This window comes from Streptomyces xanthophaeus, from assembly GCF_000725805.1.
Lineage (GTDB): Bacteria > Actinomycetota > Actinomycetes > Streptomycetales > Streptomycetaceae > Streptomyces > Streptomyces xanthophaeus.
In genome coordinates this window covers 322,268-348,686 of record NZ_JOFT01000017.1, presented here as the reverse complement: position 1 = coordinate 348,686, position 26,419 = coordinate 322,268, and the positions used below count along the sequence as shown (strand labels likewise).

The following is a 26,419-nucleotide window of genomic DNA, read 5'->3' as shown; positions in this document are numbered from 1 at the left end:
CCGGCCGCCTCCCGAAGGAGGGGTTAGGACCCGGCGCTCTTGGTGATCCCGGATACGACTCGCGATCGGTTCCGACACTACCAGCAGCGCCGCGGCGGTGTCACTGCCTCGGCTGATACTGCCTGCGGAATTGGCACTGCCTCTTTTTGAATTCAGCATTTCTGTGCGCAGGTCCAGGCAGGGAAATCCTGAATAAAATGACTTAAGGGTGCCCCCGCCCTGGCATTAGGGTCGAGAAATTGCGAGAATTGGGTCATGCCCGCGTAGGACCGGGCCGCCCGGATACGGCAACTCGCGATAGGGGTTTTTCGAAGATGGCTCACGCTCAAGGGGAGAGCTCTACCCAAAACCAGGAGATCACGTTCTCGTGGACGGAGCTGCTGGGCGCGGCCATCGCCCGCGCGTCGTGGCGTGGCATGACCTTCGGCACCGACTATGTCACCCGCAAGGGGCAGCGCGTTCTCCGTGTGCGTCGACACCTGAACAGCGGCAATGGTGCCACCGATATGAAAACCGTCGGTTTCGCCGACTCCGGCACCCGCTCGTCTGCCGAGATAGTCATGCGCGACTACATCGCCAAGCGAGCAGCGCTGGAAGCCAAGGTGCAGGACAAGATCGAGCGCGCTGCCAAGCGTCCGAAGCCTGAATGGACGTCCACGCTGACGGAGGTCAAGCAGGAGAAGCCGCTTACTCCGGAAGAGATCCTCGCCAAGCACGAGGGTATTGTGGAGTTCGAGGTGATCGAAGAGGCGGAGCCCGTAGAGGAGCCCCAGGAAATTCCGGCGGACCCGGAATTCACGCTCCCCGGTGACTACGCCATGTCTGCGATCCAGCGGGACGCGAACGAGTCCAAGTTCTCCATGACCGTATGGTCCACGGGCAATACCGGCCCCGGTGATCACCGCTGGACGTGGGGGATGGACTATGCCGCGAAGCACGCGCCGGAGGATGCGGTGGGCGAGCCGGTAGTGACCGTACTGGCGGAGTCCTACCTCACGAGCATGATCCCGCAGGCCGAGGCGCAGCGCGCGGAGCTGGTGGAGGAGTCTGCCCCGGAGCCCGAGCCGATCCACACGACGTCGGTCACCGCACTGGCGGACGGACACCGGATCTCCTGCATCTGCGGATGGGTCCAGACGTCGCCCGGCATGTCCGAGGACCACGCCTACATGCGCGCTAACCACCACTTGCGGCATGCCAGGTTCGACATGGAACGCATGGAGGAATTGGCCGCGTGGGCGCTCCAGTTCCCCGGGGAAGTGCTGGCCGGTGAGCGCATCGAGCCGTACCAGGGCAAGCACCACCAGGAGGAGAGCGACGGCTACGACTGGTCGTTCACGACTGAGGCCGGGCACGCCTACCGGCTGTGGTCGCCGTCCTACAAGCGGACCCCGGGGGAGTGGAACGTGGCGCGCGGGCTGCACGACTCCTCGTTCTGGTGGGCCGAGACAGGCGAGGACAACAGCCTTGCGGCTGCTGTGGCGTGGTGCCGGGCCGACTCGGCGTCTGCCACGTGGGCGGCAGGTGTGGTGAAGCAGTACGGGCACATGAACGCGGAGCGCGTGGCGTGGTCGGCTGAGCTGACGGAGACCGAGCTGGAGCCGAACGTCTGGCGGTTCGAGCGGTACGGGCGCGTCGGCATCGCGACGAGGAATCCGTGGGGCTGGGAGGCCCGTCCGACGGGGTGGCTGGCGGAGGCCGGTACGAGCGGTGCCGTGGATGGCATGTTCCGCAAGCGGGCTATCCACCGGCTGACCGTGGCCGGGCTGCGGGAAATCCCCCTTGAGCGGTGGGTGATCACGGGCACCTACGGGGTGCGGGAGAAGTACGGCGTGCACGGCAAGACGGCCATGGAGTGCGGGCCCGGGTCGTGGGATGAGTCGGGGCTGTGCATCGGCGCGTGTTGGAACAAGAACGCGCCCGCGCGGTTCGTGGCGGACATCCTCGCCGCGGACGGCTCGGTCATGGGCACGGTTGGCGTGTGTGCGCTGCACCTCGCCCGGCCGCTGGCGCAGGCACAAGGACACATCGGAAACCCGTGGGAGACGGCCTACGAGCTCTGCGGCAAGACGAACGGGGCCATGGGGACGCGGCTCGAGTGGGAGGAGCGCTACTGCGACCTCGTGGCCGAGATGGTGACGGCCGCCCTGGACGCGTGGGAGCACAACCCCCGCCCCGACGTCGTGACGGCCCTGCTCGCGGAGGCCGAAGTGGTCCGGGCGAAGCAGGAGGGGACGGCCGCGAGGACGGCGCAGACGAGCACCAGCACGAGGGAGAGCAACACCATGGGGCGCGGCAGCTTGGCACCGAAGAAGATGACGGCACCCAAGGTCGGGGACATCGTGTTCACCGGCGCGAAGGGCCACGAGCGGGCAGACCTGACGGGCCACGGCTACGGCGTGAAGATGCTCGCGGGAATGTACTTCGTGAAGCACATCGCCACCGGGGTGGAGATCCTCAAGGAGGAGCGGAGCCGGGCCGCCATGAAGCGTGCCATCCTCGCCGACGCGGTAGCCCGCGGCGTGGCTGAGGAGCAGCCGGTGGAGCCCGCGACCGAGGAGCAGCCGGAGCCGGTGGGGGAGAGTGCGCAGAGCCTGCCCCGGCCCCTGCGGTTGGCCCTGGAGCGCGAGGCCGCCGAGGAGCAGGTGGCGGCCGCGCCGGTGTCCTGGCGGGATGTGCCGTGGTCCAAGCGGGTGCACCAGTCCCGTGACCGCTACAACTACGGGCGCCCGGAGAACCGCCCCGACTTCGTCCCGGGTGACCTGGTGATCAGCCAGTGGGAGGAGGCGGACACCCTCGGCACGGTCGCCAAGGTCTACACGTGCGGCCGGTGGGTGGCTGACGTGACCTGGCACGGCGCCGACGGCGACACCCCCTCCAAGATGCATTGCGCTGCCACCCTCATACCCATCACGCGCGAGGAGTTCGAGGTCTTCGCCAAGCCCGAGCAGGTCGAGGCCGACGGGCACCGGGGCCGAATCCATCAGGCCATCGCGTCGAAGCGAACCGGGAAGTTCCGGGTGACGTGCGTGTGCGAGGACTGGATGGAACTGGTCGAGCCGGGGCACAGCAGGGCCACCGCATGGCGGAAGACGGTGGAGGAGGCGCGGGAGCTGTGGGCCGCGCACGTGGCCGAGGAGGGGCCCTACCTCGACCCCAAGCAGGAGGAGGAGCAGGCCCGCACCGCATGTGAGGCAGCCGGGGTGGACTTCGATACCGCGCGGAAGCTTCACGGGCACTCCGCCAACATCATGAAGAACACCGCCCGGAAGTCCAGCGCGGGCCACTACGGCGAGTGGTGGGTGAACTGCCAGTGCCCCGGCACCATCGGCGGGATCATCTCGCACGAGGGCGGCGACTCCTGGTGCAAGACGTACGCCGGTGCGGTGCTGCTGTGGCTGGGTCACGTCGCGCAGCACCAGAACGAGGAATCGGCAGAAAAGTCTCCGGCCGACGGCGAAAAAATTCAGGTTCAGGGTCCTGGTCACGCCGGCGAGCCCGTCGAGGCCGACGCGGTGGACGTGTGGGAGGGCGAGGGCGGCTACGTCCCCGGCGTCGAGACCGTCACGGCCCTGCCGGTCATCTGCGGTGGACTGTTCATGCCGAAGGTTCCGCGCACCCTGGCCAAGATTGAGAAGCAGGTGCGTACGGGTATGGCCTACCGCGTCCGGGAGGACGGCCACCGGTCACGACTGGCCCGCAAGGAGCGGCACACCGCACACGCCATGCTCGTGAAGGAGTACAGCGGCGAGCGAACCGACCTCACCGGCTACGGCAAGACCCTGCACGGCAAGCCGGAGCCGACGCCCCCGGCGGTCCTCGAAGGGGAGACCATCCGCCCCATGAACCCGGGCTGGGCACAGCCCTGGTGGCTCTTCGCGGACGGCTGGGGCTACGGCTTCGAGATCAACCACCGCAACGGGAAGTGGACCGCGCTGGCCCGGCTGGACGAGTGGCAGACCGAGAACGGCAAGGTGTCCTTGCCCGGCAAGCTGGTGCGCGTCGCGAAGGAGCCTTGCGCGATCGCTGAGGAGCTGCTCGACCTGTGCCGTGAGGTCGGAGACAAGCGGGCCGTCCGTGACGCTGGAACCCGCATGGTTCACCGGGTTGTCACCCAGGGCGCTGAGCCGGTCGAGGTTGCCGACGCGGTGGAAGCCCCGGCGGCCGTCCTGCCCAGCACAGGGCGCGGGTATTGGGAGATCGGTGAGCGCGTCATCTTCGAGGGCCGCGCGGGGCGGGTCGTCAGCGCGACCATCGGCAAGACCCTGGTGGAGATGGACGGCGCCGAGCCGGGTCACCTGGAGCACCTGGAGCCCCGCGACCTGGTGGCCGAAGGGTACGTCGTCTGCGGCGGCGTAATGATGCCGACCATGCCGACCATGCCGACCATGCCGGAGAAGCCGGAGCAGCCGGTGGACGTCGACCCGCGCCGGGCGTGGATGGACTACCCGCAGCCCGCACCCGCTGACCCCCGCATTGCCTGGATGGACTATGCCCAGCCGGAGCCGGTGACCGAGGACGAACTCGTCGCACTGCGGGCCGAGCTGGCGGCGGAGCGGGCGGACTTCGAACGCTGGTCGGCGGAGCTGGACGACGTGGTCTCGTACGTGGGCGCGTTGGTCGTCGCGGCAGCCGAAGAGGTGGTGCGTCGGGCAGAGCTGGAGCTGATGGAGATGAGGACGGCGGAACTGGCCGTGATGCGGCGGCAGGCGGCAGCCGTACGGGAGGAGCTGGAGCCGGTGGTGTACGGGCCGGTGACGGCCAGGGTGAGGCCGTGGCGGACGGCGTGGGGGCTGGCCGCGTCGGTGGTGGGGCTGGCCGAGGCAGGCTGGGCGGAGGGCTGGGCGCGGGGGGTCAGCGGCTAGCGCGGGGATTGGTCGGGGCGGTGAGTGCACCACCGCCCCGGCTGACGATGATGATCCAGATTGAAGGGGAGCGGACATGCATTTCGTACGCGGCTACTACAGGAGAGACGGCACGTGGGTCAGCCCGCACGTCAGGCGAGGCGGCGGAGGGGGAGTGCCTGTCCCAGAGACCGACGAAGAGGCGATCGGAATGCTCATGGGCCTGCTCTGGTGCCTCATCATCCCCGTGACCTTCGCCGTGCTGTCTCTGGGCGGGCAGCTCTTCGTCAGCGTCGAGTACGTCCCGGCCCTGGTCGTCCTGGCCGTCATTGACGCGCTGCTGATATGGGCGCTCGTCGCAGTGCGCAGGGCGCTGCCCCGGTGGCGGGAGGGGTGGGCCCGTGAAGCGGTGGAGGCGGAGCGGGCGATACAGGAGCGGGCTCGTCAGCAGGTGGCGCGGGTGGACCAGGGGCGGGAGGAGGCGGAGGCGCGACGGCGGGTGCTGCTGGGGCTGCCTCCCGTGGTGGACCACCGGGCCGCGCGCCCGAAGTGCCCCCGGTGCGGGGGGGCCGATGTTCGGTCTGGCCGGGCGGGAGCAGTGCGTAAGGTGCCCTCGCCCCTAAGGGAATGGCGGGTCGGCCGGCCGCGGAAGCGCGGACGCTGTGGAAACCGCACTGCCTCGCGGGCGCGAAATCAGGTTCGGGATCCGGGACCCGAATCGGGGTTGGCCGGCTGCGGTCGGAGCGGGGTCGCCCCGACGGTGAGCAGAGGCTGGCCGGCGTCGAGCCAAGGATTCGAGACTGAAGTTTTCGTGCCTGGAGTATTCGATGCTCAACTGACTCCGGGTCGAGGTGCGAAACGGATGTTCAGATCATTCAGGGATCAGGTGGAGCGCATCGGGCGCCGGTCCGTCCAAGATCCGGAACGGATCTGCGGATGGTGACTAAGAAACCTTAGTCTGCACTTCGAGGTCGGGCATCAACTGTGCACCCGATGCGGGCACTTAGATATGGAGATAGGGCGAGATGACCGAGTTGGCGTTGCGTTCGTCGGGGGAGGTCTCGACCGACCGGCACGATCCGCGGACTGATTGGCCGGAGTGGGCGCAGTGGCTCCGCGCTCACCTCGCCGGGATCTACGGCGACGACCACCCCCTGACCCTGCTCGCCGGGGCCTGGGTCGCGGCGAAGAAATCGGTAAAGACGAGAGAGGCCCGCGCGAAAGGCTTCGTCCGCTGGGAGGCGTACGTCCGCTCCACCAAATCCGATGTCCTCCAGGTCCGCCGCCCCCTCGCCGAGTCCTACGCCCGGCACCTGGAGCAGACCCTGGTGACCCGCGGAAAGAACAAGGGCCTGCCGCTCTCGCCGGCCACCCGCGAACACCTCCTTGGCATCGCCTCCGGGTTCTACATCTACGCCATGCAGAACGAGACGGCCGAGCGGAACCCATTCGACGGAGTGGAGCGCCCCGCCGTCGACCACGACGAATCCCCCACCGAGGGACTCGACCCCGAGCACACCGAGGCGCTGCTGGCCACCGCGAAGAAGCGCAGCCCCCGCGCCTACGCCCTCACGCTGTTCCTGTACTTGCTGTTCCCCCGCGTCTCCGAGGTGCTCGGCCTGGACGTCGAGGACGTCCGCTACGTCCAGGGGCACTACACCGTCCCGCTCACCAGGAAGGGCGGCAAGAAACAGCGCGTCCCCCTGCCGCCCGCCCTGCTGGACGCCATCCTGCGCATGCTCAACGGCCGTACCACCGGGCCGCTGTTCATGACGCGCACCGGCCGACGCATGGGCGAAAGCGAAGTCTGGAAACTGCTGCGCTCCCTCGCCAGGGTCGCGGGCATCCCGCAGGCCGACAGCATCAAGCCCCACGCCCTTCGCCACACCGGCATCACCGACGCGCTCGACAACGGCGCCGCGCTCCAAGACGTCCAGGACGCCGCCGGGCAGAAAGACCCCCGCACCACCCAGAAGTACAACCGGCGCCGCGGCCAGCTCGACAAGCACCCCGCGCACCTGCTGGCCCGCACCATCACGCTGCCCGACGATCCCGACGAGCCCGAGGTGGTGAACATCCACCAGCGGGCCACCGGCAGGCAGGCCTGCGCGGGCTGCGGCGAGGCCAGAGCCCTTACCGCCTCCGGCATCTGCGGAGCCTGCGCGGCCCACGGGGTCACCGTGGAACCGCAGTTCACCTAGCCCAGAAAAGCCAGCCGGCACTCCCCAGAAAATCACGAGCGGCCCCCTTCGGATTGTGAAGGGGGCCGCTCGTCGTTGCCAGCGCATTGGAAAAGCCACTAGAAACACTAGAAACGCTCTCGGCAACAACAATGGGTATACGGGCAGCGGAAGAGGCCACTGCCGCGGACCCCAAATCGACCGGCGCCGGCCCTACCTGTTAGAGCCTGCGCGCATCACTACTGGATGTTGCCCTGGAGCCTCCACGCCCTGCCTGGTCTGGAGTGCGTGCGCCTAGTGGGTGTGGGCCCGAACGGCAAGTCGCGCGAGCCCTGATGGGTGTTGAACAGGTCGACCTTACAACCGGCTGCTTCCCGAGTTTGATGGGTGGGTATTTCTTTGGCGTGAGGGAGTGCGCGGTGCAGATCACATCCCTGCGGTCTTTGTGATCTAGGGGTTTCAATCACCACCAGCCCAGGTAGGGTCAGGAAGCGTCCAGCTCCCCCTGGCTGCCGAGCGGCCTGTCGGTGCGAGGAGTCTTACTGCGGACGCGCTCCCCTTAAATGCCCGTTACCTACTAAGGGACAGCTTTGTCTAAATCACTGTTAATTCAGCTGCTACTCGTTGCGATCCTGTTAGGGTTCATGCTCCTCGGAGTGCTGCCCCCGGTCCTCTTCGACCGGCTACTCCTGATCTACTCCCTGTTCGCCCCGTCCAATGCTGTGGTCGTGCCCGTCGTATACGTGATCGTGGTCCAGGCGCCTCCGTCCGCGCCGAATTTTTAGCCCGGCCACATTTTTGGGCCGCCGCCCTCCCACCGGAACATCCCCGTATCCGTGACATGGATTCTGTCCCAATCGGGTAGGCCGGCCCGGCGCAAAAACTCCCGCAGGTCCATCTCGCTGTACGGCCGAGAATGGTGAAGTCGACGTGCACGCGACGGCCGCCGTCGGCGTCAGGTTCGTGGATGACGATGGGGGGATCCATAGGGCCTCCCCGAGCAGTACCGCGGGCGCACCTGGGGCCAGGCCGTTCTGGTGGGGCGCGGCGGGGGTGCGGAGGGGCTCGGTCAAAGCGACACCCTTTGCTTTTTATCTCGGAAAAGGCAAACGCCCCCGGCCGGCAAGCTGGGGGCGCTCTGGCAGCACCTGCCGCCGAGCGCGATTGCAGCGTCCTGGTGTCACCTGTAGAAGATCCTAGACGGAGAGGGTGCTGGAGGGTGTGCGCCTTTAGTGTGAAATGGGTGCGGCGGCCCCTTTGGCTATAGGTGAACAGGTTTGTTATCGGCCTCGAATTAACGGGAGCCAAGATGTCGTCATGGCATCCAAGCAGCGCACCCAGCCCCTCATCTTCCTCTCTACCGACCAGCATGTCCCCGGGCATCTTCACTATCCCGAGGATGTCGCTCCCGCTGATATCGTCTCCCGCTTCCCCGCAGGCACATTCGCGTGGAACGAACTTGGCAGCTATGCGGAATTCCCGGCCCACATGAGTGCCGAAGTCATGCAGGCTCTCCATGTGACATGGCCGTACGTAGACATCTCGTACGGCAAGCACGAGGGTCAGCCGACCTCTTCCAACACGGTCAAGCGGCCTGCCTCGGCACGGCCCGGATCATGGCAGGCCATGGGGCCTCGCAAAAGTGCTGTATAGCCACCATTTAAAGCAGTGTGCGGCACGGCCATCCTGTATTCGCTGCAAGTAAGGGCTCCGCCAACCCCACTTGGCGACGGGGGCGCTGCCCTTTGTCCAGGGGCCTAAGGGGTGTCCCTAACTGATCAGAAGTGCATCGTGCCGATTGAATCGCCGTGGTCTGGCTCCGAGTTGGTGGAAACTCCGAGCAAGCCCTTGGCTGGGTTGGCTATGGTGCGGACATGGCGCAGAGCAAGAAGCGGAAGAAGAACCAGCGGAACCATCCCGGTGCGCAGTTGTCGGGGAACCCCCAGGTGCAGCGCTCAGCGTCCCCCAAGGGCCGGCTGGGGCCGTTCTTCAAGCTACTGGGCGAGATCGCGGTGGCAGCCGAGCAGACCGCACAGTCGACGCCGAACGCCGCTGATCAGCTCGTCCGCTTCGACATCGAGATCTTGATGCGTGGCGCCAACAGCATGAAGGCGGTCCGAACTCTGCTGGAGCAGGGCCATTGGGAGCCCGCGGTCGGTGTGACCCGTCAGCTGTTCGAGCTGCTGGTGAACATGGAGTACCTGAGTGCGATGGAGGACCGTGGGGAGGGGACTCTGCTGTTCGCCCGGTTCGGCCTGCTTCAGATGCTGCTTGCCCAGCAGAGGAAGGCTGCCTACCAGCAGGAGAAGGGGCATTCGGTCGACGCTCAGTTGGTCGCGATGGTGGATCGGCACCTGGCGAACGACTTCAGTGACTTTCAGGGAAAGCCGAAGGCAGACGGGTCAGTGAGGTGGGTGCCGAGCTGGTGCCGGAAGGACACGGCCGAACTTGCCAAACTGTCATCGGATCCGATGCGCGCCCACCAGTACAACATTCTGTTCCGACTCTGGTCGGAGCAGGCTCATGCGGCTCCCGGTGCCCTGATTGCAAACATGTTCCGTGGTACTGAAGAGGCATGGGTGGAGCAGGCTGTGACGGAGAACGACCAGTCGAGCGTCGAAGCCGTCCTGTTCGCAGCCATGTTCTTCTTGCGCCTCTGGCTCGAACTGCCGAACGTCCCGGCGTCGCCTGGGCGTGTGGCCAGGTGGTTGCGTGAGTTGAGCGCGCTGAGCGGTGGGCCCAACCTCCCGCCTCGTCCTTGGACTGCTGCGGAGGTCACTGTGTGATGGTCGGGCTCTCGGGATCTAACTGAACCCTTGCAGCTTGGCCACTGATCGAGTGACGTGGGTGGCGAGGGAGCCGCTTTGGTTCCCTGTCCTTAGATGACCCCCAGGAGTTGCAGTTTGAAGTGGAAGCACTTGCGGCAAAGCTTCTCGTTCTCATACGGCTGGTCGTAGGGGTATCCGTCGGGACTGATCTGGTTACGGCATTCTTCGCAGCGATCGTACTTCCGCGTGCAGGCAAAGCAGAAGGCCACATCTCGTTCGGGATGGAGCGCGATCCTGGCGCCGAGTACAACAGCGTTATCGCCACAGGTTAGACACCGCTCGACCGGCGGGGTGCTGGGATCAGTGAACGGGTCGCTTGGGTCGGCCTTACCGCCTGGCTTCCACTCGGTGCCGAGAACCCTCCCGGCATACTCAATCGCCGCGAGTTGTGATTCGACCCCGAACCCGTCCCACTCCTCACATCCATCTGGCTGATGCGTGCAGAAGAGACAGGATGCCAGCTTGCCTTCTTGGATCACGTAGGCCATCTGTCGACAAGCCGGGCACTCGACGGTGGAGCCAAGTCTGGGCGTGAGCTGCCTTTCAAGCCGTGCCATACGCGTGGACACGAAGCTCCGAATCTTCACAAGCCCCTGCCTCACGAGCACCATGTCGGCTTCGGATCTGGCCCGCTCATCAGACTCCAGTCCTGGAAGTAGCTGCTCGTCGAGGAATCGGATCAAGAAGTCAAGAACTTCAGCAGCACGTGACTCGATGGCCTCCGCACTGGCGGTGAGGCCATAGTGTTGGAGTGCATTTCGGTCCTTGACGAGAGCCGTCATCGCATCCAGGTCTGCCTTGGCGAACTTGAGTCCCGCGATCTCCCTGAGTCGGCGGACCGTTTCTTCTGGGGTGGTGCTGCTGAAGTTGCCCTGCTTGAAATTCTGCTTAGTCGCATCTTTTACGTCGACGCGGGAGAAGACCAAGGACCAGTGCTCCCGCAGGAGCCGAGCCTTCAGCAGCACCTCGACCGCCGCTTGCAGGTGGAGCACGGCGTACTTCAACTCCCGAGCCGTGGGCTGAGTGTCGACAGCGCGCGGTGCCAGGTGGTGAACCACGCTCAGGAGGTAGTCGAGCCCGTTGTCGACGGGAGGGAAATCCACCTTCCGGTCAGCCCCATCTTCAGCTACGGCCATACCCGACTCCTCCTCTGATCCCCAGCGGATGAGCAACTCTATCGACCGGTACCGAGCACGCAAGCAAGATCCTTAAAAGGGCTTTGGTTTGGAGCTGCTCCTAGCGGTAGTCATCCCCGAGCTGCGCGGGCATGTGCTGCGCCGCTGGAGGGCGGCTTCGCTGCGGTAGCTGCTGGGGCTGAACGTGCCCGCGGGCCGCAAGGCCTGCTCGTGGCTGTGCTCGAACTGGTACTCCTCGTTGTGGGGCTGCCCGCTCAGCTCGCGGGGTACCCGTTGTAGGGCGGGATTGATCTGCGGGTCTGAGAAGAACTGACCGGGGTGGTGTCCCGAGATCTCGTGGACCTCGCCCGTGTGGAAATAGTCCAGGTTCACCGTGTGGCGGGGCTCCTCGGCCTCACTGTGCCGAGTCTCCTTCTGTACGTCTACCTTTGTGTCGCTCAGGCGCCAGCGCATTCGTTTCTCCCTGTTGTTGGTGAATATTTAGGACCAGTATCGCGCCGCGAATTCCTCGGAGCACAATTGAAGCGCCAGTCACTCAGATCGCGAATCCTAGGAGCACACACCATGAGCGACACCGCACGTATCCGCCCTTTCGCCAACGAGCCGATGGGTTTCGGTGCCAACGTTCACGACATGCGCGAACGCTCGTTCCAGAACGCCATCCAGTCCTACTACAACAAGGACCGGCTGACGACGCCCCAGGGCATGCTCTCCGCGCCGGTCGCGAACTCCCGGACGGGCCGCGGCCTCTTTGACGGCCTGAACCCCGCCGACGCCCCGCGCCGTTCGTTCTCCGACGTCTGCTGATGGGTCGGGGTACCTCGCCCTACCGGACGGGGCCGCAGCGCAGAGCGGCGATCCTGGCCCGCGTAGCGGCACACGGTGACCCCGAGCCCACTCCGCAGGACCCCGCCCCGCAGGAGGCCTGCCCACTGCGGGGCGGCGGCTTGAGGGGTGGGCAGACCAGGGCGTTCGAGCGGTTGCACCCAGAGCCGCAGAAGGGCACGTTCTGGGCTGGTGGGGTGCAGTGGTGGCGGCCGGTGCACGCGGTCGTGCTGCTGCTGCCGAAGGCCATCGGGCACAAGCACAACGGCCGGCGCGTGACCGTGGCGACCCGGGCCGACGTGTTGGTTGTCGACCACACTGAGCGGGACGGCTGGCGGCTGCTGCGGGATGTGTGGATCTCCGGTCAGGCCGTGGCCGAGGCCGCGAAGGTCTGGGGCGCCGCATGGGTCCCGGTCACCTTCCGCAGGTGGGGCCGGGGTGGCTGGCAGGCCGTCAGGACGCCCGAGGCGGTGCCAGGCTGGCGCATCCTTGCCGCGGCGCTGGGCGAGGACCGCACTGCGGCGCGCAAACAGGAGAACCAGCTACTCCCTCAATGACGACCAGGACCCCGCCGTCCCCGTGTGGCCCATGCGGGTTGCGGGGTCCCAGTCTGTGTTTGCGCCGTGCGCCGCAGGGTCTTCGGTGATAACAGTCGCAACCCCCGTTAACGCGCCTTGCTCCCTGTGAACAAATCCGCAAACCGGGTTTGTTATCAGTTATCACTCTGGATCTCGGAGCGCGCAGAATTGCCATATGGCTAAAAGGCAAATCAACCTTGAACGGGCGCGTCGTCTTCGGGACGCCCGCGAGACTCACGGAATGACTCGCGCCGCGGTGTGTGAGGCAACAGGCATTCCCCCGGCGACACTGCGGGCCGCGGAGAACGGCACACGCGTGCCGACTGCTATCAAGCAGCTGGTGGAGTTCTACGGCGCGGAGTCCTTCACGTACCCCGCCGAGTACGTCCCGCTGGAGCGGACGCCGCGGTCGCCGACCTACCGTGCCGGTCCACCCCATCCGGGCGGCCGTCCGCGAATGCCCCTCCCCGAGGGCCTGGACGGAGGCCAGGCGGGCGAGTTCACCGCACCGCAGGGCGACCCGCGCCCCGTCTCCTACTCCCAGCACCAGTACCCGGGTGCGGCTGCTGCGGCAGCACGCAATCGGGAGCTGCACCGCACATACGAACGGCGTGTCGGTGCGCTCGGCGGCTACCCCCAGACAGGACCCCTCGCATGAACTTCAAGTTCCACGGCTTTCTCACGCGCTTCCGCCGGCAGCAGCCCGAGCCGGTCATCGACCTGTCCACCCCCGAGGCCCGGAGCGAGTACCAGGAGGTCCTGGCCGCCAAGGAGAGGGCCTACCAGAAGGCCCGCCCCGCGGTGGACTTCTCCCGTCCGCCGACCCCGCCCGTCGTCCGGCGCCGCGGTGACGGTGACCCGCCCCCGACGTTCGCTCTGACCCGCAAGTCGGCGCCACCCGCCTCGAAGCCGAGCCAGGCGGCGCCTGATGTGTGGGGGCCCTGATGATGACCCGCAGTCGACGGCGACGTGAGAAGCTGCGGGCCGCCGCCGAGGCCGCCCAACAGCCCCAGCACCAGGACCCCGTGGGCGCCGATCCGAGCCCCGTCCGAGCGCTCGCGGACCAGATCCTTTCCGAAGCCCCGCCCAGCTGCCCCAGCGCCCCGTACAGCGGCGAGCCACCCGCGTGGATGGTGCACCCGACGCCCGTGTTCGACGGTGCCGGGAACCCGACCGCATGGGTGGACGAGCAGCCTCTCCGGCTGTGGGAAGGACGCCGCGGACAGGCCGCGTACGAGTTGCAGCGTGAGGACCAGCGCGACCGGCTACGGCAGGCAGGCCACGGCCACCCCGAACAGCCATGGCCCGGGTACCGCCAGGACGACCCGACGACGCGTACTAACGGCTACATCAACCACTTGACCATTCGGAAGACGGTCGAGCAGCGGCAGCGGTTGGGTTGGGTCCTGCCCTGGAACCGCACGGCGCCGCCGAAACGGCCGGACGAGAAGGAGCTGCCCGAGGCCGAATGCGGCTGGGCCCCCTGGTCGTACAGCTAACCCCCGAACCTCCACAGAGAAGAGATCCACGATGACCCGCGCGACATTCGGTGACCCCGTAGTCAAGGACGAGACCCCGCCGTCTCCTCCCACTCCCCCTTACGCTCCCACCCCGCCTGTTTGGTACAAGGCATCCGCCGACGGTTCACCGTCGATCCTCCCGCCCGCCCGCCGGATCATGAAGGGCGATCCCATCACCGGCGGCTACGCCACCGGCAAGGAGATCCAGCTGCGTTGGCAGCTGCTGGCGGGTGCACTCGCGGTGACGCCGACCCCGGGCGGAATGGGATCGAAGGGCGTCGAGCTGCCCCGAGTCCGCGGCTGGAACATCTACATCGGATCACTGCCCATGCCCGCGGAAGGCCAGCCTGTACCGGCCCCCGTCCCGCCGACCATCCCGTTCCTGGCGTTGACCACGCCCGACATGGAAACCGTGATCGTCGGCTACTACGTCCCGGCCCCGCCGCCGACCCCGCCGGCCCCACAAGATTTGCCGATCTGGACGCCGATCAAGCCGAGCACCGCGTACGCGATCATCGTGGAGCCGATCAACCTGGACGGCTCGGTGGGGCTCAAGTCCGCGGTGCTCCAGATCCAGACGCCGAGCGTCCTGCCGCCGGTCGCCTACGGACAGCTCGCACCGCTGGCGACGCCGGGGCCGCTCTCGTTCCAGCAGGGGCGCGCCACCCCGAACCCGGCGTCGGGCAACCCGGGCATCTGGCATTTGGAGTTCAACGCCACCCACGGCGCGGCGTCGTACCAGGTCTACGGGAACTCGAACCCGCGGCCGGGCATGTCGGCGACGATCGGTCTCATGGAGGGTGATCAGCTGCTTGGCGCCGCGGCGCAGCCGCTGGTTGTGGACTCCCAGGCCCCGGTGAAGGTGTCGTTCGACTCGCCGTTCAAGGCTGGCGACCGTGTCGAGTTGAAGGTGCGGGCCGTCCGGCCGGAGCAGTTGGGCGGGAATTCCTACTCGGCCTTCGCTGGCTCGCTGATGACCGTTCTGCCGAAGACCTCGACGCCTGCTCAACCGACCAGCTTGCGACTTTCCTCCTCGGCGACGGCCAACTCGGTGCCCGTGACGTGGAACATGGACACGCCCGTGTCACCGCCGGTCCGGGAGTTCCGGTTGTACGAGTCGGGCACGCTCAAGATGGTCGTCCAAGCCCCAGCGACGTCGGCGACGGTAGGCGGCTATCAGCCGAGCAGCCCGTACAAGCTCACAGTGCGGGCAGTGAACACCTCGGGCGAGAGCGCCCCATCCACCGTTCTGGAGGGCACGACCGCCCCGGCGTAGACAGCATGGCTCTCGCTCTTGATGGCCCTGAGGGCGGGCGGGTCGGCATGGTTCAAGGCCGGGGCTTTCGATGACGCCCGGTGCCCGGTGCCTGCGGGTTGCGTCCGGTGATGGGGCCGGTCGTCTCGGGCTGGCCGGCGGGAGCGGCTTCAGAGGCCGGGCTGAGGGCACGGCAGGCTGCCGCGTAGTTCTCCACCATCATCAGCGCCTGCCAGGCGAAGCCGTCCCACTCCAAGATCATGCGTGGGGCGTCCGGATCAAGATGGGCGGCTCTCTGGGGGCCGGCCCCGAGGGTGATGGCCTTCTTTTCACCGGGCTTGCGCAGGCGGCCTTGGCGTCGTGCGGCCCACCGGTCGAGCGGTTCGTCTTCCACGTCGTACCTCCCAGGAGCAGGGGCAGCACCATACCGAAGCCGGGCAGCACTGCGCCCCGCTCCCGATGCTGATGGGGCGGGGCCCGGGTGTGTTGGAGCGGTGATCAGACGAGGGACGGCAGGGTGCCGCGGTGCCAGTGACCGAGCCAGAAGGCCATGGCCGACGGCTTGTCCTGGTCTTCGGTGGAGCCGTCGTGCAGCAGGTACTCCGTGGGGGCGATGTAGCCCTCGCCGGGGTCGATCCGGATGCGGAGGCAGCGGACGGGGTGGCCCGCGGCGACGTGGGCGCGGTAGTCGTCGGTGTAGGGGTAGCGGCGGGTGTAGTCGGTGGGGTGAACGGCTCGACAGACGGCTTGGGCGTCGAGGGTGCCGAGAAGGATGTAGCGGGTGCCGGGGCCGAGGTTGAGTGCGAGGCGCCGCCTGCCGGTCGTTTTGTGCCCGTAATTGAGCTTGTCCCAGTTGTCGAGGTGGAGGCCGATCAGGCGGCCGTCCTGGTAGTTGTCGGTGGTGGTGGGCATGTCCGGCTTGGCGAGAGCCTGCCCGAGGTACTGGGCCCGCTCGTCGCCCATCGCCCGCGTCAGGTCGTCCAGCGGCCCCCTGGGGACAGGCGGGCGGACGATCTCCACGAGGGTGCTGGGCGGGGCCCACGGCGGCGCCACGAGAGTGCGTGCCGTCTCCTCGGTGAGCGGCTGCCACAGCCCGGACGGGACGACCGCGCCGTCCTCGTAGGCGGGTGCGTCCTTGACGGTGCGGACGCCGGAGATGTCGCAACGGGCCCGGAAGGCGTCCAGGTCGGTGAAGGCTAAGTGCAGGGGCACCAGAGTCTCCTCAGTCGTCGCCGAACGCGACGTCGAGTTCGTTCACGAGGGCCTCGGCGAGGTCGGCTTGCTGGCCGTGGTCGATGCGGACCTTGGCGAGGTTGGCGACGCCGCGGATCGCGGAGAGGTCGTTCTCGCGGAAATCGGTGTCCCGGTAGCGGCCGGCGCCGAACTCGGTAAGCCGGAGCGTGCAGTCCGTGAACACCGCGTCGGACAGATCGCAGTCGGTGAACGTGGCCTCGGTCAGGACACAGCCGATGAACGCGACGGGGCCAGTGGCGCGGACCTTCTCGAAGGTGGCGAAGTCCAGCTTGCAGCCCTCGAAAAGGACGTCATCGAGCACTAGGCCGTCAAGGGCGGCACCCATGAGCTTGCAGTCCCGCAGGTGTACGCGGGTGAGCTTGCTCTCCGTCCAGCGGACCGCCCCGAGGTCGCAGTTCGTGATCTCCACGCCGTGCAGGTTCAACGCCTCGAACTCCGTCCGCTTGGACCGCAGGCCCGTGATGCGGCCGGTGATGAGCTGGGTGTCCGCGAGGTCGAGCGACCGCAGATCAGCCTCACCGAAGGTGAAGTCCTGCACGATGCCGCGCGGGCTGTCGAGGCCGTCAACGGCGGACACGTACAGGCCGGGCTCGTCCAGGCCGGGCAGGGTGACGGCGACGCGGCCGAAGGTGCGGGTGGCCATGCTGTGCTCCTCCAAGGTGGTTCCGGGGCGACCCTCGGCGTGGAGGGCCGCCCCGACGGGCTACTTGTTCTTCCAGTTGTCCCAGGTGGGCCGGTTGTCGAACGTGGGCTGCGGGTTGTCCCAGGTGGGCCGGTTGTCGAAGGTGGCCGCGGCCGTGATCTGGTTGTCGAACTCGTGGTTGCTCCAGTCGTTGTCCCAGCGGGCGACAGACGTGGAGCCGGCGGCCTCCAGCAGGGATCGGAATCCCTCCGCCGAGTCCATCACGAGCGAGGTGGCGTCAGTGTGCGTGTTCGCGGACATGTCGCGTGACTCCTTCGAGTAGGGCGATTTTCGAGGTCGTGCAGTACCTGGTCCTGGTCCCGTCGAATCGGCCGTCGTGCTCGAAGTACCGGTTCGCGGGGTGCGCGCCGCCGCAGAACGCGAAGGCGGGGCAGGTGGCGCGGCAGGCGTCTACGCCGTCCCAGAATTCGGTGATCCATGGCGTGCGCTGCTCGGCTTCGGTGACGAGGACGTCCAGGCCAGTCCGCAGGACGTTGCCGGTGGTGAAGTCGCCGAACCGGGGATCGGTGAACCCGGCCAGCTCAGGGGAGAGCATGACCACTCCGCCGTCGTAGGCGACCGTCGGCAGCGGATCCCACGGCGAGGCCGCGGGCAGTGGGGCCGTCTCGTGTCCACGGAGGACGGCCCCGGCGAAATTGAGGACCCGCTGCACTTCGCGCAGGCGGATGACGGGGTTGGCTCGCCAGGCGTCGGCGAGGGCCGCCCAGAACTCCGCCGCCTGCACAGGGTCGGCGGCCTTGGAGCCGAGGTTGACGCCTTCCTCCTCTTCGACGTTGACGCCGAGGGTGGTCACGCCCAGGTCGGCGAAGAACTCGTAGAAGCGTGCCGCGTTCTCCGGGGCCGGGTCGGAGACGACAGCGATGGCGGAGTACGGGATGCCGCGGCTGCCCAGGCGTTCGATACCGCGCAGGGTCACACGGAATCCGGGGTGGCCGGCGAGGGTGACGCGGTGGGTGTTCATGTCCTCGGGGCCGTCGATGCTGACGCCCACATGCACGTTGTGCTCCAGCAGGAACTCGCACCATGCGTCATCAATGAGTGCGGCGTTCGTTTGCACGGAGTGCTTCACGCCCTTGAAGGGGGCCATGAGGGCGGCCAGGTGCTCGCGGCCGGTGGCCAGGGGTTCGCCGCCGTGCCACACGACCTCGAACGCCGGATCGTCGGCTGCCCAGGGGTTGACGGCCGCGGCGACGGCCGCGGCGACGGCCGCGGCGACGGCCGCTGGCATCAGGTGCTTCATTTTCCGGAATGGCAGGTAGCAGTAGGTGCAGTCCATGGGGAGGCACTGGGTGGTCGGCTGCATGATCACGGACCGGGGGGCGGTCGCGAGCCGTAAGGCGCTGTGCATCGTGCTCCTCTCGACTTGAACGAGTGGTGCGTGGATGGCGCCGGGGACCGTGGGGACGGAACCCCCGGCGCCGTGCTCCGCCCGCTGCGCGGGAAGGGGCGGGCGGAGGTAGGCCCCCGCCCGGGTGGTGCCTGCGAGACCACCGGGGCGGGGAGCTCGGGGGCCGCCTACGACGGCGGTTCGACGTCCGGCGCGGTGGCCGGAGGGGGCGCGCTCACCGACTCGGCCAGGTCGAGGCCGTGACCGCTGAGGACGACGGCGGGACCGGCAAGGCCGATCGCGAGGAGGGCGCCGATCATCCCCCGGCCGGGATCAGGTAAGTGGCTCCGGTCAGTCATCGGGGGTCCGCCTGGCGCAGGGCCTGATAGTCCGGCACGATCCACTCCTTGCCGCCGCCCTCGGGGCGCAGGAACACGGCGCAAGGGACGACGATTCGGGTGGCCGAATCCTCATGCTCGCCGATAAATTGGATGATCGCCTCGCTGTCCTTCGCGGGGTCGAAGACTCGGGCGCCCTCATGCAGCCAGTCGGGCAGCCTGTTCACGTGGCATCGTCCTCTCCGGCACCTTCGCCGGCAGACTTCAGAAATCGCTGCATGCCGCACTCGGCGCGAGCCTGAAGGCTGGGGCTGGGGTCGGGGCTGCCGAAGGCGTCGTCCCAGGGCGCGAATTCGGGTTCGTCCTGCGCCGCGCCGCCGGGGGTCCTGCACGGGAGCGGGCGGGGGGCGTCCTCGGCGGGCATCAGCGTGTCCAGGGAAGCGTTCCAGCCCTCCTCGCCGCCGCCCTCGGGGGTCAGGCGGTAGAAGGTGGTCGCGGTGTCCGCAGGGACGTCTATGACCACCCCGGTGCGGGAGGTGGCGGTGTCGTATGCGAGATCGCCGCGCAGGGGCCAGCGGGGGTCAAGATCGTCCGCCTGCTGTCGTACGCGGTCATGGTCAGTGCGACGCGTAGAGGTCATGTAGCGGACCGTAGGCGGCCCGCTACGCCCAAATATGAATCCGTGGAATACCCGCAGATCAGTCCAGCGAAAAACGTCCAGTCATACCCCGCAGCCGCTGCCGAGTGGCGACCCGCTCGGCGTAGACGATCTTCCGCAGAGTCGCCCGCGCAACGGGATGGTTGCGGACCAGCTGCGGGGCGATGCGCTCGGCGGTCTCCAACTCGGTCAGGGCCTGGTCCCGGTTGCCGTCCCACAGCCACGCGCGGGCGAGGTCCATGTGGTGGTGCCCGAGCCGGGAGTTCGGCAGGACCGCGATGTGCGCCGGGTCCGCCTCGCGGTTGAGCCGGAGCGCCTTCGTCTGGTCGCTCATCTCCAGGGCGGCGCTGACGCTGTGGATGATGACGTTGCCGAGGCTGAACGTGACCGAGTGCCGGTCATGGATCTCGGGCCCCACGTAGGCGTTGACCCGCTCACCCGCCGTGCGGGCCAGGGCCAGGCGCTCGTCCGACCCGGCCGCGTTCCCGCTCCGTGCGCACGAGATCGCGGCTCGAAGGTGGAGGGCGCCCCACATGCGCAGGGCGAGCGGGTCACCGGATTCGTACTCCGCCTCGATGCCGGCGAGGGCCTTGTCCCCCAGGGCGAGCGCGTCGTCCCAGTCGGCCGAGGCCCACGTGTCCCACATCCGCATCCACAGCGCCATCGCGGGCATCACCGGGTCGCCGGAGAACTGCGCTGACCACGTGGCCCGCTCGCAGGCCATGGCGACCAGCTCGGGATGCCCGAGGGCGTGGGCGGCAGTGTGTGCGAACTTGCAGGCCACCGCGTAGATCGCGAACGCCTCTTCGCGTTCGTGGCCGGTGGAGACCTCGGCGAGGGCGCGGGCCTCGCGCAGCATGTCCGGCAGCTCGCTCAAGACGGCGCCGTTCGCCGCCGCGTCGCGAAGGCGCAGCAGGCGCTTCATGTCGTGCCACAGCACCTCGGACGGGCGCGGGGTGCCGTCGAACACGGGGGCCAGGTCGTAGCGGCGCAGCTCGCGCAGGATGGAGGCCGCGGACACCTGCCACTTGGTCTCGGCGCCGCCGCCCGTGTACGGGCGCTCGATCAAGGTGTTCGGGTGGCAATGCAGGGCGGCGGCCACGGCGTTGATCAGCCCGGCCCGGTCCAGCTCGATCCGGCCCTTCTCCAGCTTGGACACCCATCCCTGCGTCCGGCCGAGCGCGGCGGCGAGGTCGGCCTGGGTCATTCCCACGGAGAGCCGCTGTCGCCGGACCCGCTGCCCGATCCGCTCTTGCTCCTCGATGTACCCGCTCACATCCACCACCCCGATCTGCGACCGCTTCTGACGCGACGGTACCGCCGGGAGCAGGCAGGCGGCGGCCCTTGGCCAAGGGATCTCAGAACCCGGAAGCCCCCGCTGGCCCGGAGAGTTCAGGCGACGTTCCGCAAGCCGACGGCGACCCGAATTCTTCCTGGCGCCCAGCAGCCGGCGTTCGTACCCTCGCGGGATGACTAATGAAGATGAGCTGTTCCTGCTGCTGGGCAAGACGGTCTTTGAGAGCTGCCACCTGGAGCACGCGATCGGGGTGCTGACGGCGCAACTCACCGGTAAGCCCTGGGACGGCCCGGTGAAGGGTGCGGCGGTCGGGACGAACATCGCGGATAGCAAGAAGCTCGCGTCCGCGGCCGGGTGCAAGATTCTCGACGAGTGCGAGGAGGCGTTTGATCGCAGACATCAGTACGTCCACGGCGCGTGGCTGCTCAACGATACCGAAGAGGGTCCCTCCATCTTCACTTTCCGCACTGGGAGGAAGGGTGGTCCCGACAAGCTGGAACGTGTCTCCGCGGAGGACCTGATGGATCTTGCGGCGACGCTTCGTCGTCTCACGGAAGAGGTGTCTTCGCAGATTCGCCAGATCGCCGGATGACCAAGGTCCGCCCGGAAACGCAGAAGGCCCCCGCCGGCTGTGGGCGAGGGCCGCTGACGACAAGCCCCCGCTGGCCAGCTGGGTGCCGGTGCGGGGGATGGGTCAGACGAAGAGCTGCGCGGCGTACTCGGCCAGCTCCTCCTGCTGCTCGGGGATGCGGATGGTGCGTCGCGCGGTGTTCAGGTACGGGAAGAGCTCTCCGAGATCCGCGGCGAGGACCGGAGCGGCCCACTTGGTGCGCACGATGTGGCGGTGGTCGCGGTCGTGCTCGGGGTGATACTCGTACGGGTTCTTCTTGACGCGGCCGATGAGATACTCCTTCCTGCCCTTGACGGAGGTGTAGAGGTAGTCGCCCCGCTTCACCTCGTCGCGGATCTTGATGAGTTCCCGCGCGTATCTTCCTGCGTTGTAGGCGCTGATGACCTCGCCGGCGCGGTCGGGGTCGAGGTACGGCTTGCCCTCGAAGCGGGCGATCATCTCCTCCTTGGTGAGCCCGCGTATGTCCTCCCCCTCCTTGTAGGAGAAGACGGCCGCGTTGTACTCGTGGAACTGAGGGAGGAACGGGTCGCCGCTCCCTCCGGCCCTGATCAGCCAGACAGCCATGGGTGCTCTCCTTCTGTTGATTGACGAAGCCCCCGCCTGGTCCGGACTGATCCGGGGGCGGGGGCTCCTGATGGTGCTGGGGTCGGACTACTCGAAGATGTTGGGGACGGGAACCTTTCGGGTTGAGCGGTTCTTGTTCCAGGCGGAGGCGACCGCGAAGTGGGCAGCCTTGAGGCGCCCCTTGGTTCCGTCACCGTGGGTGTTGCCGTTGGTGGCGATGGTCTGGATCTTGGCCCGGAAGACGGCAGAATCGCCCTGGACCTTGAGCTTCTGCACCAGTTCCGCGGGCTTGATCACGTCGGAGTGTTTGGCCATCACGGAGGCGATCCCGCCGACGGTGACGGCGTCCCAGGTCTTGTGGGTGCGCCCCCAGGTGTCCTCGGCGATGGTGAGCGCCAGGTCCAGTGCCTCGGGGCCGTGCTCGACGACGATGTTGAGGATGCCCTTGATGCCGCGAACCCCGTTCGTGGCACCGCTTCCCACCTTCAAATCGTGCTTCTCCAGAACGGCGCTGGTGTCCTGGAAGAGCGGGTGGCCTGCCAGCAGACCGATGCGGAACTCGTCGTTCGCGCCGACCTTCGAGGACTCCTTGTTCTTGATGATGAACAGGGATGCCTCGTTGGGCATCGACAGGTCGTAGTGGATCTCGCAGGTGATGGCCTGGACAGCCTCGCGGACCTTCTTCGAGACCTTGACCTGACCCAGCAGGATGAGCTGGCAAGCGTAGATGCGGTGCATACCGTCCACCGCATACAGGCCGTCCGCGCGCTTGGAGAGGATCGGCGTTCCGAGAGCGGTGGGCACCAGCTTCTCGGCGATGGCCGCCCCGCGGGCCTTGTTGAGGTTGCGCTGCGCGCGGTGGTCGAACTTGATGGTCCGGGGGTCCACCTTCGTGTACTCGATGGGGTGGTCCGGGATGTCGTAGCTGTAGTCCTTGGGGGACATACCTCTCCTATCTGAGTGTCAGCACCCCAGAGGGTGACGGCGACACGGTGTCAGCGCCCGTATGCGGGCGACGGCGACGTTGTGCAAGCACCGTACAGGGCCGAATGGGTGACAACTAGTCAGTTTCAACATCCGGACGGCCAGCTCCGGTTCACCCCGTGGGGCCGGACTGCTGCCGGGGGAGGTCTCGGCTCGGTCACTGCTCGCCCTCCTCCTGGAGGCGGGCGGGGACGCGGCCCGCGTACAGCTCGGCGCGCTCGGCGGCGCTGATGTGTTCGCAGGCGCGGCGGTCGACGCTGGCCCTGATGAACTCGGGCGGCTGGAGTGGATGCCGTAGGTCGGGGCGGACAGGCCGTCGTGGTCCTCGGGGCAGTGCCAGCGGATCGGTCCATTCATCGGAGCTACTCCTTCGGGGCGTGCGTGCGGGCTGGCGGCCCGTGGCTCCCGCTCGATCCGGGGGCGGTTCCAGCAGGACCATGTGCAGCCGGTCAGGCGGGGGTGTTCTCGTGGATCGCCCGGCGGAGTGTCCGGGTGGAAATGCCGAGGTGCTTGGCGTACTCGGTCTGGGTCGTCGTCGGCTTGTCCAGCTGGACCTGGTGCCAGCCCAGCGCATAGGTCACGCGGCGCTTGGCCCCTTCTTCGGCGGCCCGCGCGTTCCGCTCGGTCAGCGGGCTGCCGGGCTCCGGACTAACGGGAGGGACCTGCGTCTTTGCCGATGCGGCGTCAGACCTGTTCGCCTGCTTGGCCGCACCCCCAGGTGCAGGTGAGGGCGACGGTTCTTCGGCCTGTCCTCCGTCGGCATGTCCGGTGTCCTGGCACTCTGGCATGTCCTCCTCCAGGTCGCGGTCTGCCGGGATACGGGCGGTGACCTCCTCGCGGTTCTTCCGCGGCTTGTCCTCCGCCGCGAACGCGTGCGTTCGGGCGGGAACGAGGGCGCGGATAGAGGGGAACTCCTCGGCGTCCTCGGGGTGGATGGGGACTTGGGGCAGGGTCGGCGTGTCCGCGTAGGAGATGACCGCTTGGCCTACGACCGCCACCGCCCCCAGGGTGTGCTCCTCGAAGGCAGGGAGAGTTTCCGGAGGGAGCGCCGGCGCGGTGGCCGCGGAACGCCACTTGATCTCGATTCCCGCCGCAGCCAGGCCAGCAGCCGCAGTATCCGTAAGCGGGACACCGATACGAGCCAAGCGCAGGGGCAGCAGGGCCTCCACCGGGGCCTTCCAGCGCCAAGCAGGGCCGTACCGGGCCTGGAGGTGGGCCTCGTAGACCAAGCGGTCCTGGTCGAGGCCCAAGGCCTGTTCGTAGCTGCGCAGTTCCCACAACTTCATCCGCCGCCACAGCTTCGCAGTGGGGAGGGGCGAGAGGATCCAGCGCCAGATCCGGACGGAGTCCATGTGCTTGTCCGCGGTGATGTTCGCGAGTCGGCCGACGGCGTGGCGTACGGCTTCGACCACCACGACGAAGAGGACGGGCATGACCGAGTGCATCCCAACGGCGAGAGGGTCGGGCCATGCTGCCGCGCCGTTGAAGGTGATCGTGGCGGCCGTCAGCATCCATGCCATGTGCCGCAGGAGCGGGAAGGGCATTCGGATCCACGACAACAGCAGGTCGAGCGCGAGGAGCACAGCGATGCCCGCGTCGATGCCGATGGGGAAGACCAGGGCGAAGTCTCCGAAGCCCTTCCTGCGGGCCAGGTCTACGACGGCCGCGTAGGACCCGGCGAAACCGATACCGGCGATGATCAGGGAGCCAACCCCGACGGCCATGGCCAGGGTCTTGCGGGCACCTGTGAAGGCCTTCGTCATGTCCGGGGTCATGAGTTCCATCCGTTCGGGTCAAGGTCCACGAGGCGCTCCGCCTCGGTGGGTGCGTCGAAGATCAGCGGGGCGGGGTCGTAGACGGCCATCTCGGCGGTGAAGTCCTGGACGCTGGGCCGGGTCTCACGGGGGCCCACAGGGGCGGCTGTTGTTTCCTCGGCCCGCTTGCGGAGCAGGGCGGCCCGGCGGCTGGCGCTGGCGGTCTCGCGGCGGTACCGCAGGATCGGGCTGTCCAGGTCGGTGTACCGGCTGAGCGCGGCCTGTTCGTCGGCGAGGCGGCGGCGTTCGGCGGCCTCGGCGATGTGCGTGGCGGCATCCCAGGCGGCGCGCTGCATCTGGCGGGCAGCTTCGGCGTCGGCCCGCTCTTGCGCAGCCATGATCTGGTTGAACTCGGCCGCGGTGCGGGTGGTGTCGTGGGCGGCTGCAACAGGGTCGGACCACGTGGGGCCGGGCTCCAGCGGCTCCTCGAACCGCACGGTCCACGGTCGGCTCGACGGGGTGGCCGAGGAGTTGGCGGTGTAGCCGGTCCAGTGCCATCCGGGGCGGACCGTCTGGGATTTCGAGGGCAGCGGGGCGCCGGCCTGGTCGATCCAGAAGCTCAGCCGGTACCGGAGCCAGGACCACGACTTGCGGACGCGGTCGGTCTGAATGTGCTGGCCGCCGTCAGGGCCGTGCTCCATCGCGTGCCGGATGTCGGAGGGGCTCCAGCCCGCGAGGGCGAACGGCTCCAGCAGACGGGCGAGACGGCCGGGCGTGATCCGGTGCAGCACCACGTGGTGCCCGATGCCGTCGCGCAGCAGGCGGGTGTGGTGGTGGTTCTTCTGGGTCTGGGTGATCTCCCCACGCCGCGGACGCGGCGCACCGCTTCCTGGGCGAGTGCTGGAGCGGCGGCCGGAGCGAGGCGGACGGCGTGCGGGGGGTAGGGGGGAATCACCACCCACCTGGGTATTACCCAGGTTTCGGTGACCACTTCCGTCCACAAGGACAGAGGCCCGCCGGTCCTCCGAACGCTCCGACGCGTCGGAAGAAACCGCAGGTCGCTCCAGGTGACCACTTTCATCCACAGGCAGCCCGAGGGCCTTCCGGATCCGGTGCTCACGGTCGGCGGTGCGGTCGGCGGCGGTGCGGCCACGCCCGTTCGGGGTGCGGTCCGGGATCACGTCCTCGACGACCTGGGGCACTGTGAGCGCGTACAGCGGGACGACGGGCGAGGCCCCCGTGGCAGGGTTGCCGACGCGACCGGCAACGAGGACGACGATCAGGCCGTGCTCGGCGAGGCGCTTGATGGAGCGGGCCACCTGCCGCGTTGAGATGGCGCGGCCGGCCAGCTCGGCGGCTTTCTCGGCGAGCAGCACGTGCCGCTGCCGCACCGTGGCGGCCTCCTGGTGGGAGACGACCGCCAGGGCCTTGGACACGGCCACGAGGACGGCGTGGAAGTCGCTGCGGACGGTGCCGAGTGCGGGGTGCGCTTCGACGGCGTGGCGCCACTCCCCGGCATCCGCGGCGGGGCGCAAGGCGCCGACCTTGCCCGACTCCACCAGCTTGACGAGGTGCCGCACGACGGCCGCGCGCTCGGCGGCGAAGGGGGAGCGTGTTTCGTCGTGCACCTCGCGCCGGGCGTGGAAGCGGACGTCAAGATGGTCACCGTGGTTGCCGGTGCGGTTCGTCCAGGGCGCGGATCGCTGGGCCGTATTCTTTACGGCCGTGCCGACAGTCATCGGA

General features: G+C 67.9%; 26 protein-coding genes. 12 read left to right on the top strand and 14 right to left on the bottom strand.

Features of this window, described 5'->3' with window-relative positions; translation table 11 throughout:
* The first annotated feature begins 506 nt into the window (after positions 1-506).
* From IO30_RS0112250 to IO30_RS0112230, 5 genes are all read left to right on the top strand, one after another.
* Entirely contained in the window at positions 507-4,865 is a 4,359-nt protein-coding gene (locus tag IO30_RS0112250) for a hypothetical protein (protein WP_157853203.1), read from the top strand.
* Positions 4,866-5,869: 1,004 nt separating this feature from the next.
* Positions 5,870-7,045: a tyrosine-type recombinase/integrase gene (locus tag IO30_RS40360; protein ID WP_051902144.1), complete on the top strand. Its 1,176-nt coding sequence runs from the start codon at positions 5,870-5,872 to the stop codon at positions 7,043-7,045.
* A 623-nt stretch (positions 7,046-7,668) separates the two neighbouring features.
* Positions 7,669-7,809, top strand: coding sequence for a hypothetical protein (locus tag IO30_RS0112235; RefSeq protein WP_157853201.1), 141 nt, complete (start codon positions 7,669-7,671; stop codon positions 7,807-7,809).
* A gap of 532 nt (positions 7,810-8,341) precedes the next feature.
* Entirely contained in the window at positions 8,342-8,677 is a 336-nt protein-coding gene (locus IO30_RS45340) for a hypothetical protein (protein ID WP_157853199.1), read from the top strand.
* Between the two features lie 221 nt (positions 8,678-8,898).
* Positions 8,899-9,810 (top strand): DUF5677 domain-containing protein, encoded by a 912-nt coding sequence (locus tag IO30_RS0112230; protein WP_031142191.1) that lies wholly within the window; start codon positions 8,899-8,901, stop codon positions 9,808-9,810.
* Between the two features lie 92 nt (positions 9,811-9,902).
* Here IO30_RS0112230 and IO30_RS41865 read toward each other — a convergent pair whose 3' ends face one another.
* Positions 9,903-10,988, bottom strand: coding sequence for a hypothetical protein (locus IO30_RS41865; protein WP_051902142.1), 1,086 nt, complete (start codon positions 10,986-10,988; stop codon positions 9,903-9,905).
* A 564-nt stretch (positions 10,989-11,552) separates the two neighbouring features.
* On the opposite strand from IO30_RS41865, the gene IO30_RS0112215 reads away from it, so the two are divergent.
* From IO30_RS0112215 to IO30_RS0112190, 6 genes are all read left to right on the top strand, one after another.
* Positions 11,553-11,795: a hypothetical protein gene (locus tag IO30_RS0112215; protein WP_031142185.1), complete on the top strand. Its 243-nt coding sequence runs from the start codon at positions 11,553-11,555 to the stop codon at positions 11,793-11,795.
* A gap of 233 nt (positions 11,796-12,028) precedes the next feature.
* Positions 12,029-12,370, top strand: a complete 342-nt coding sequence (locus tag IO30_RS0112210; RefSeq protein ID WP_157853197.1) for a hypothetical protein — start codon at positions 12,029-12,031, stop codon at positions 12,368-12,370.
* A gap of 196 nt (positions 12,371-12,566) precedes the next feature.
* Positions 12,567-13,049 carry a helix-turn-helix domain-containing protein gene (locus IO30_RS0112205; RefSeq protein WP_078904644.1) on the top strand — a complete coding sequence of 161 codons (483 nt, stop codon included), beginning with the start codon at positions 12,567-12,569 and terminating at the stop codon, positions 13,047-13,049.
* On the top strand, positions 13,046-13,336 hold the full coding sequence (locus tag IO30_RS0112200; RefSeq protein WP_031142180.1) for a hypothetical protein: 291 nt from the start codon (positions 13,046-13,048) through the stop codon (positions 13,334-13,336). The genes IO30_RS0112205 and IO30_RS0112200 overlap by 4 nt, the downstream gene beginning before the upstream one ends.
* A complete protein-coding gene (locus IO30_RS0112195; RefSeq protein WP_157853194.1) occupies positions 13,336-13,890 on the top strand; it encodes a hypothetical protein in 555 nt (184 codons plus the stop codon). The genes IO30_RS0112200 and IO30_RS0112195 overlap by 1 nt, the downstream gene beginning before the upstream one ends.
* A gap of 31 nt (positions 13,891-13,921) precedes the next feature.
* The gene (locus IO30_RS0112190) at positions 13,922-15,187 is read left to right on the top strand and encodes a fibronectin type III domain-containing protein (protein WP_157853192.1); all 1,266 of its coding nucleotides are present in this window, start codon (positions 13,922-13,924) and stop codon (positions 15,185-15,187) included.
* 52 nt (positions 15,188-15,239) lie between these two features.
* On the opposite strand, the gene IO30_RS45335 is transcribed toward IO30_RS0112190, so the two are convergent.
* The 9 genes from IO30_RS45335 to IO30_RS0112145 all read right to left on the bottom strand — a co-directional run bounded on the left by IO30_RS45335 (position 15,240) and on the right by IO30_RS0112145 (position 20,722).
* The gene (locus IO30_RS45335; protein WP_031142174.1) at positions 15,240-15,560 is read right to left on the bottom strand and encodes a DUF6087 family protein; all 321 of its coding nucleotides are present in this window, start codon (positions 15,558-15,560) and stop codon (positions 15,240-15,242) included.
* Between the two features lie 104 nt (positions 15,561-15,664).
* A complete protein-coding gene (locus IO30_RS0112180) occupies positions 15,665-16,378 on the bottom strand; it encodes a hypothetical protein (protein WP_031142172.1) in 714 nt (237 codons plus the stop codon).
* 10 nt (positions 16,379-16,388) lie between these two features.
* Positions 16,389-17,063, bottom strand: a complete 675-nt coding sequence (locus tag IO30_RS41855; RefSeq protein WP_051902137.1) for a pentapeptide repeat-containing protein — start codon at positions 17,061-17,063, stop codon at positions 16,389-16,391.
* A 60-nt stretch (positions 17,064-17,123) separates the two neighbouring features.
* Positions 17,124-17,363: a multiple cyclophane-containing RiPP AmcA gene (gene amcA, locus IO30_RS0112170; protein WP_031142168.1), complete on the bottom strand. Its 240-nt coding sequence runs from the start codon at positions 17,361-17,363 to the stop codon at positions 17,124-17,126.
* A complete protein-coding gene (locus tag IO30_RS0112165) occupies positions 17,341-18,399 on the bottom strand; it encodes a radical SAM protein (protein ID WP_272933186.1) in 1,059 nt (352 codons plus the stop codon). Before IO30_RS0112165 ends, amcA begins: the two co-directional genes overlap by 23 nt.
* Before the next feature lie 239 nt (positions 18,400-18,638).
* Positions 18,639-18,770, bottom strand: a complete 132-nt coding sequence (locus tag IO30_RS47600) for a hypothetical protein (protein WP_272933182.1) — start codon at positions 18,768-18,770, stop codon at positions 18,639-18,641.
* A 35-nt stretch (positions 18,771-18,805) separates the two neighbouring features.
* Positions 18,806-19,015, bottom strand: a complete 210-nt coding sequence (locus IO30_RS0112155; protein WP_031142164.1) for a hypothetical protein — start codon at positions 19,013-19,015, stop codon at positions 18,806-18,808.
* Positions 19,012-19,428 (bottom strand): hypothetical protein, encoded by a 417-nt coding sequence (locus IO30_RS0112150; RefSeq protein WP_031142162.1) that lies wholly within the window; start codon positions 19,426-19,428, stop codon positions 19,012-19,014. Before IO30_RS0112150 ends, IO30_RS0112155 begins: the two co-directional genes overlap by 4 nt.
* Before the next feature lie 58 nt (positions 19,429-19,486).
* Complete coding sequence (locus IO30_RS0112145) at positions 19,487-20,722, bottom strand: helix-turn-helix domain-containing protein (RefSeq protein ID WP_031142160.1); 1,236 nt, start codon at positions 20,720-20,722, stop codon at positions 19,487-19,489.
* Positions 20,723-20,915: 193 nt separating this feature from the next.
* Between IO30_RS0112145 and IO30_RS0112140 the strand changes: the two genes are divergently transcribed.
* On the top strand, positions 20,916-21,335 hold the full coding sequence (locus IO30_RS0112140) for a hypothetical protein (protein WP_031142158.1): 420 nt from the start codon (positions 20,916-20,918) through the stop codon (positions 21,333-21,335).
* Between the two features lie 102 nt (positions 21,336-21,437).
* Here IO30_RS0112140 and IO30_RS0112135 read toward each other — a convergent pair whose 3' ends face one another.
* From IO30_RS0112135 to IO30_RS0112120, 4 genes are all read right to left on the bottom strand, one after another.
* Positions 21,438-21,938, bottom strand: coding sequence for a hypothetical protein (locus IO30_RS0112135; RefSeq protein WP_031142156.1), 501 nt, complete (start codon positions 21,936-21,938; stop codon positions 21,438-21,440).
* An 87-nt stretch (positions 21,939-22,025) separates the two neighbouring features.
* Positions 22,026-22,883 carry a DUF6551 family protein gene (locus IO30_RS0112130; RefSeq protein WP_031142155.1) on the bottom strand — a complete coding sequence of 286 codons (858 nt, stop codon included), beginning with the start codon at positions 22,881-22,883 and terminating at the stop codon, positions 22,026-22,028.
* 488 nt (positions 22,884-23,371) lie between these two features.
* On the bottom strand, positions 23,372-24,685 hold the full coding sequence (locus tag IO30_RS43310; protein ID WP_078904652.1) for a DUF2637 domain-containing protein: 1,314 nt from the start codon (positions 24,683-24,685) through the stop codon (positions 23,372-23,374).
* 8 nt (positions 24,686-24,693) lie between these two features.
* The gene (locus tag IO30_RS0112120) at positions 24,694-26,415 is read right to left on the bottom strand and encodes a hypothetical protein (protein WP_031142151.1); all 1,722 of its coding nucleotides are present in this window, start codon (positions 26,413-26,415) and stop codon (positions 24,694-24,696) included.
* Positions 26,416-26,419: the final 4 nt, after the last annotated feature.

Coding starts and splice junctions, on each gene's coding strand:
- IO30_RS0112235 (WP_157853201.1), top strand. CDS start 7,669: ATGCTCCTCGGAGTGCTGCCCCCGGTCCTCTTCGACCGGCTACTCCTG.
- IO30_RS43310 (WP_078904652.1), bottom strand. CDS start 24,685: ATGACGAAGGCCTTCACAGGTGCCCGCAAGACCCTGGCCATGGCCGTC.
- IO30_RS0112135 (WP_031142156.1), bottom strand. CDS start 21,938: ATGGCTGTCTGGCTGATCAGGGCCGGAGGGAGCGGCGACCCGTTCCTC.
- IO30_RS0112140 (WP_031142158.1), top strand. CDS start 20,916: ATGACTAATGAAGATGAGCTGTTCCTGCTGCTGGGCAAGACGGTCTTT.
- IO30_RS47600 (WP_272933182.1), bottom strand. CDS start 18,770: ATGATCGGCGCCCTCCTCGCGATCGGCCTTGCCGGTCCCGCCGTCGTC.
- IO30_RS0112215 (WP_031142185.1), top strand. CDS start 11,553: ATGAGCGACACCGCACGTATCCGCCCTTTCGCCAACGAGCCGATGGGT.
- IO30_RS0112200 (WP_031142180.1), top strand. CDS start 13,046: ATGAACTTCAAGTTCCACGGCTTTCTCACGCGCTTCCGCCGGCAGCAG.
- IO30_RS45340 (WP_157853199.1), top strand. CDS start 8,342: ATGGCATCCAAGCAGCGCACCCAGCCCCTCATCTTCCTCTCTACCGAC.
- IO30_RS0112205 (WP_078904644.1), top strand. CDS start 12,567: ATGGCTAAAAGGCAAATCAACCTTGAACGGGCGCGTCGTCTTCGGGAC.
- IO30_RS0112150 (WP_031142162.1), bottom strand. CDS start 19,428: ATGACCTCTACGCGTCGCACTGACCATGACCGCGTACGACAGCAGGCG.
- IO30_RS0112230 (WP_031142191.1), top strand. CDS start 8,899: ATGGCGCAGAGCAAGAAGCGGAAGAAGAACCAGCGGAACCATCCCGGT.
- IO30_RS41865 (WP_051902142.1), bottom strand. CDS start 10,988: ATGGCCGTAGCTGAAGATGGGGCTGACCGGAAGGTGGATTTCCCTCCC.
- IO30_RS0112250 (WP_157853203.1), top strand. CDS start 507: ATGAAAACCGTCGGTTTCGCCGACTCCGGCACCCGCTCGTCTGCCGAG.
- IO30_RS0112130 (WP_031142155.1), bottom strand. CDS start 22,883: ATGTCCCCCAAGGACTACAGCTACGACATCCCGGACCACCCCATCGAG.
- amcA (WP_031142168.1), bottom strand. CDS start 17,363: ATGTCCGCGAACACGCACACTGACGCCACCTCGCTCGTGATGGACTCG.
- IO30_RS41855 (WP_051902137.1), bottom strand. CDS start 17,063: ATGGCCACCCGCACCTTCGGCCGCGTCGCCGTCACCCTGCCCGGCCTG.
- IO30_RS0112120 (WP_031142151.1), bottom strand. CDS start 26,415: ATGACTGTCGGCACGGCCGTAAAGAATACGGCCCAGCGATCCGCGCCC.
- IO30_RS40360 (WP_051902144.1), top strand. CDS start 5,870: ATGACCGAGTTGGCGTTGCGTTCGTCGGGGGAGGTCTCGACCGACCGG.
- IO30_RS0112195 (WP_157853194.1), top strand. CDS start 13,336: ATGATGACCCGCAGTCGACGGCGACGTGAGAAGCTGCGGGCCGCCGCC.
- IO30_RS0112165 (WP_272933186.1), bottom strand. CDS start 18,399: ATGGACTGCACCTACTGCTACCTGCCATTCCGGAAAATGAAGCACCTG.
- IO30_RS0112190 (WP_157853192.1), top strand. CDS start 13,922: ATGACCCGCGCGACATTCGGTGACCCCGTAGTCAAGGACGAGACCCCG.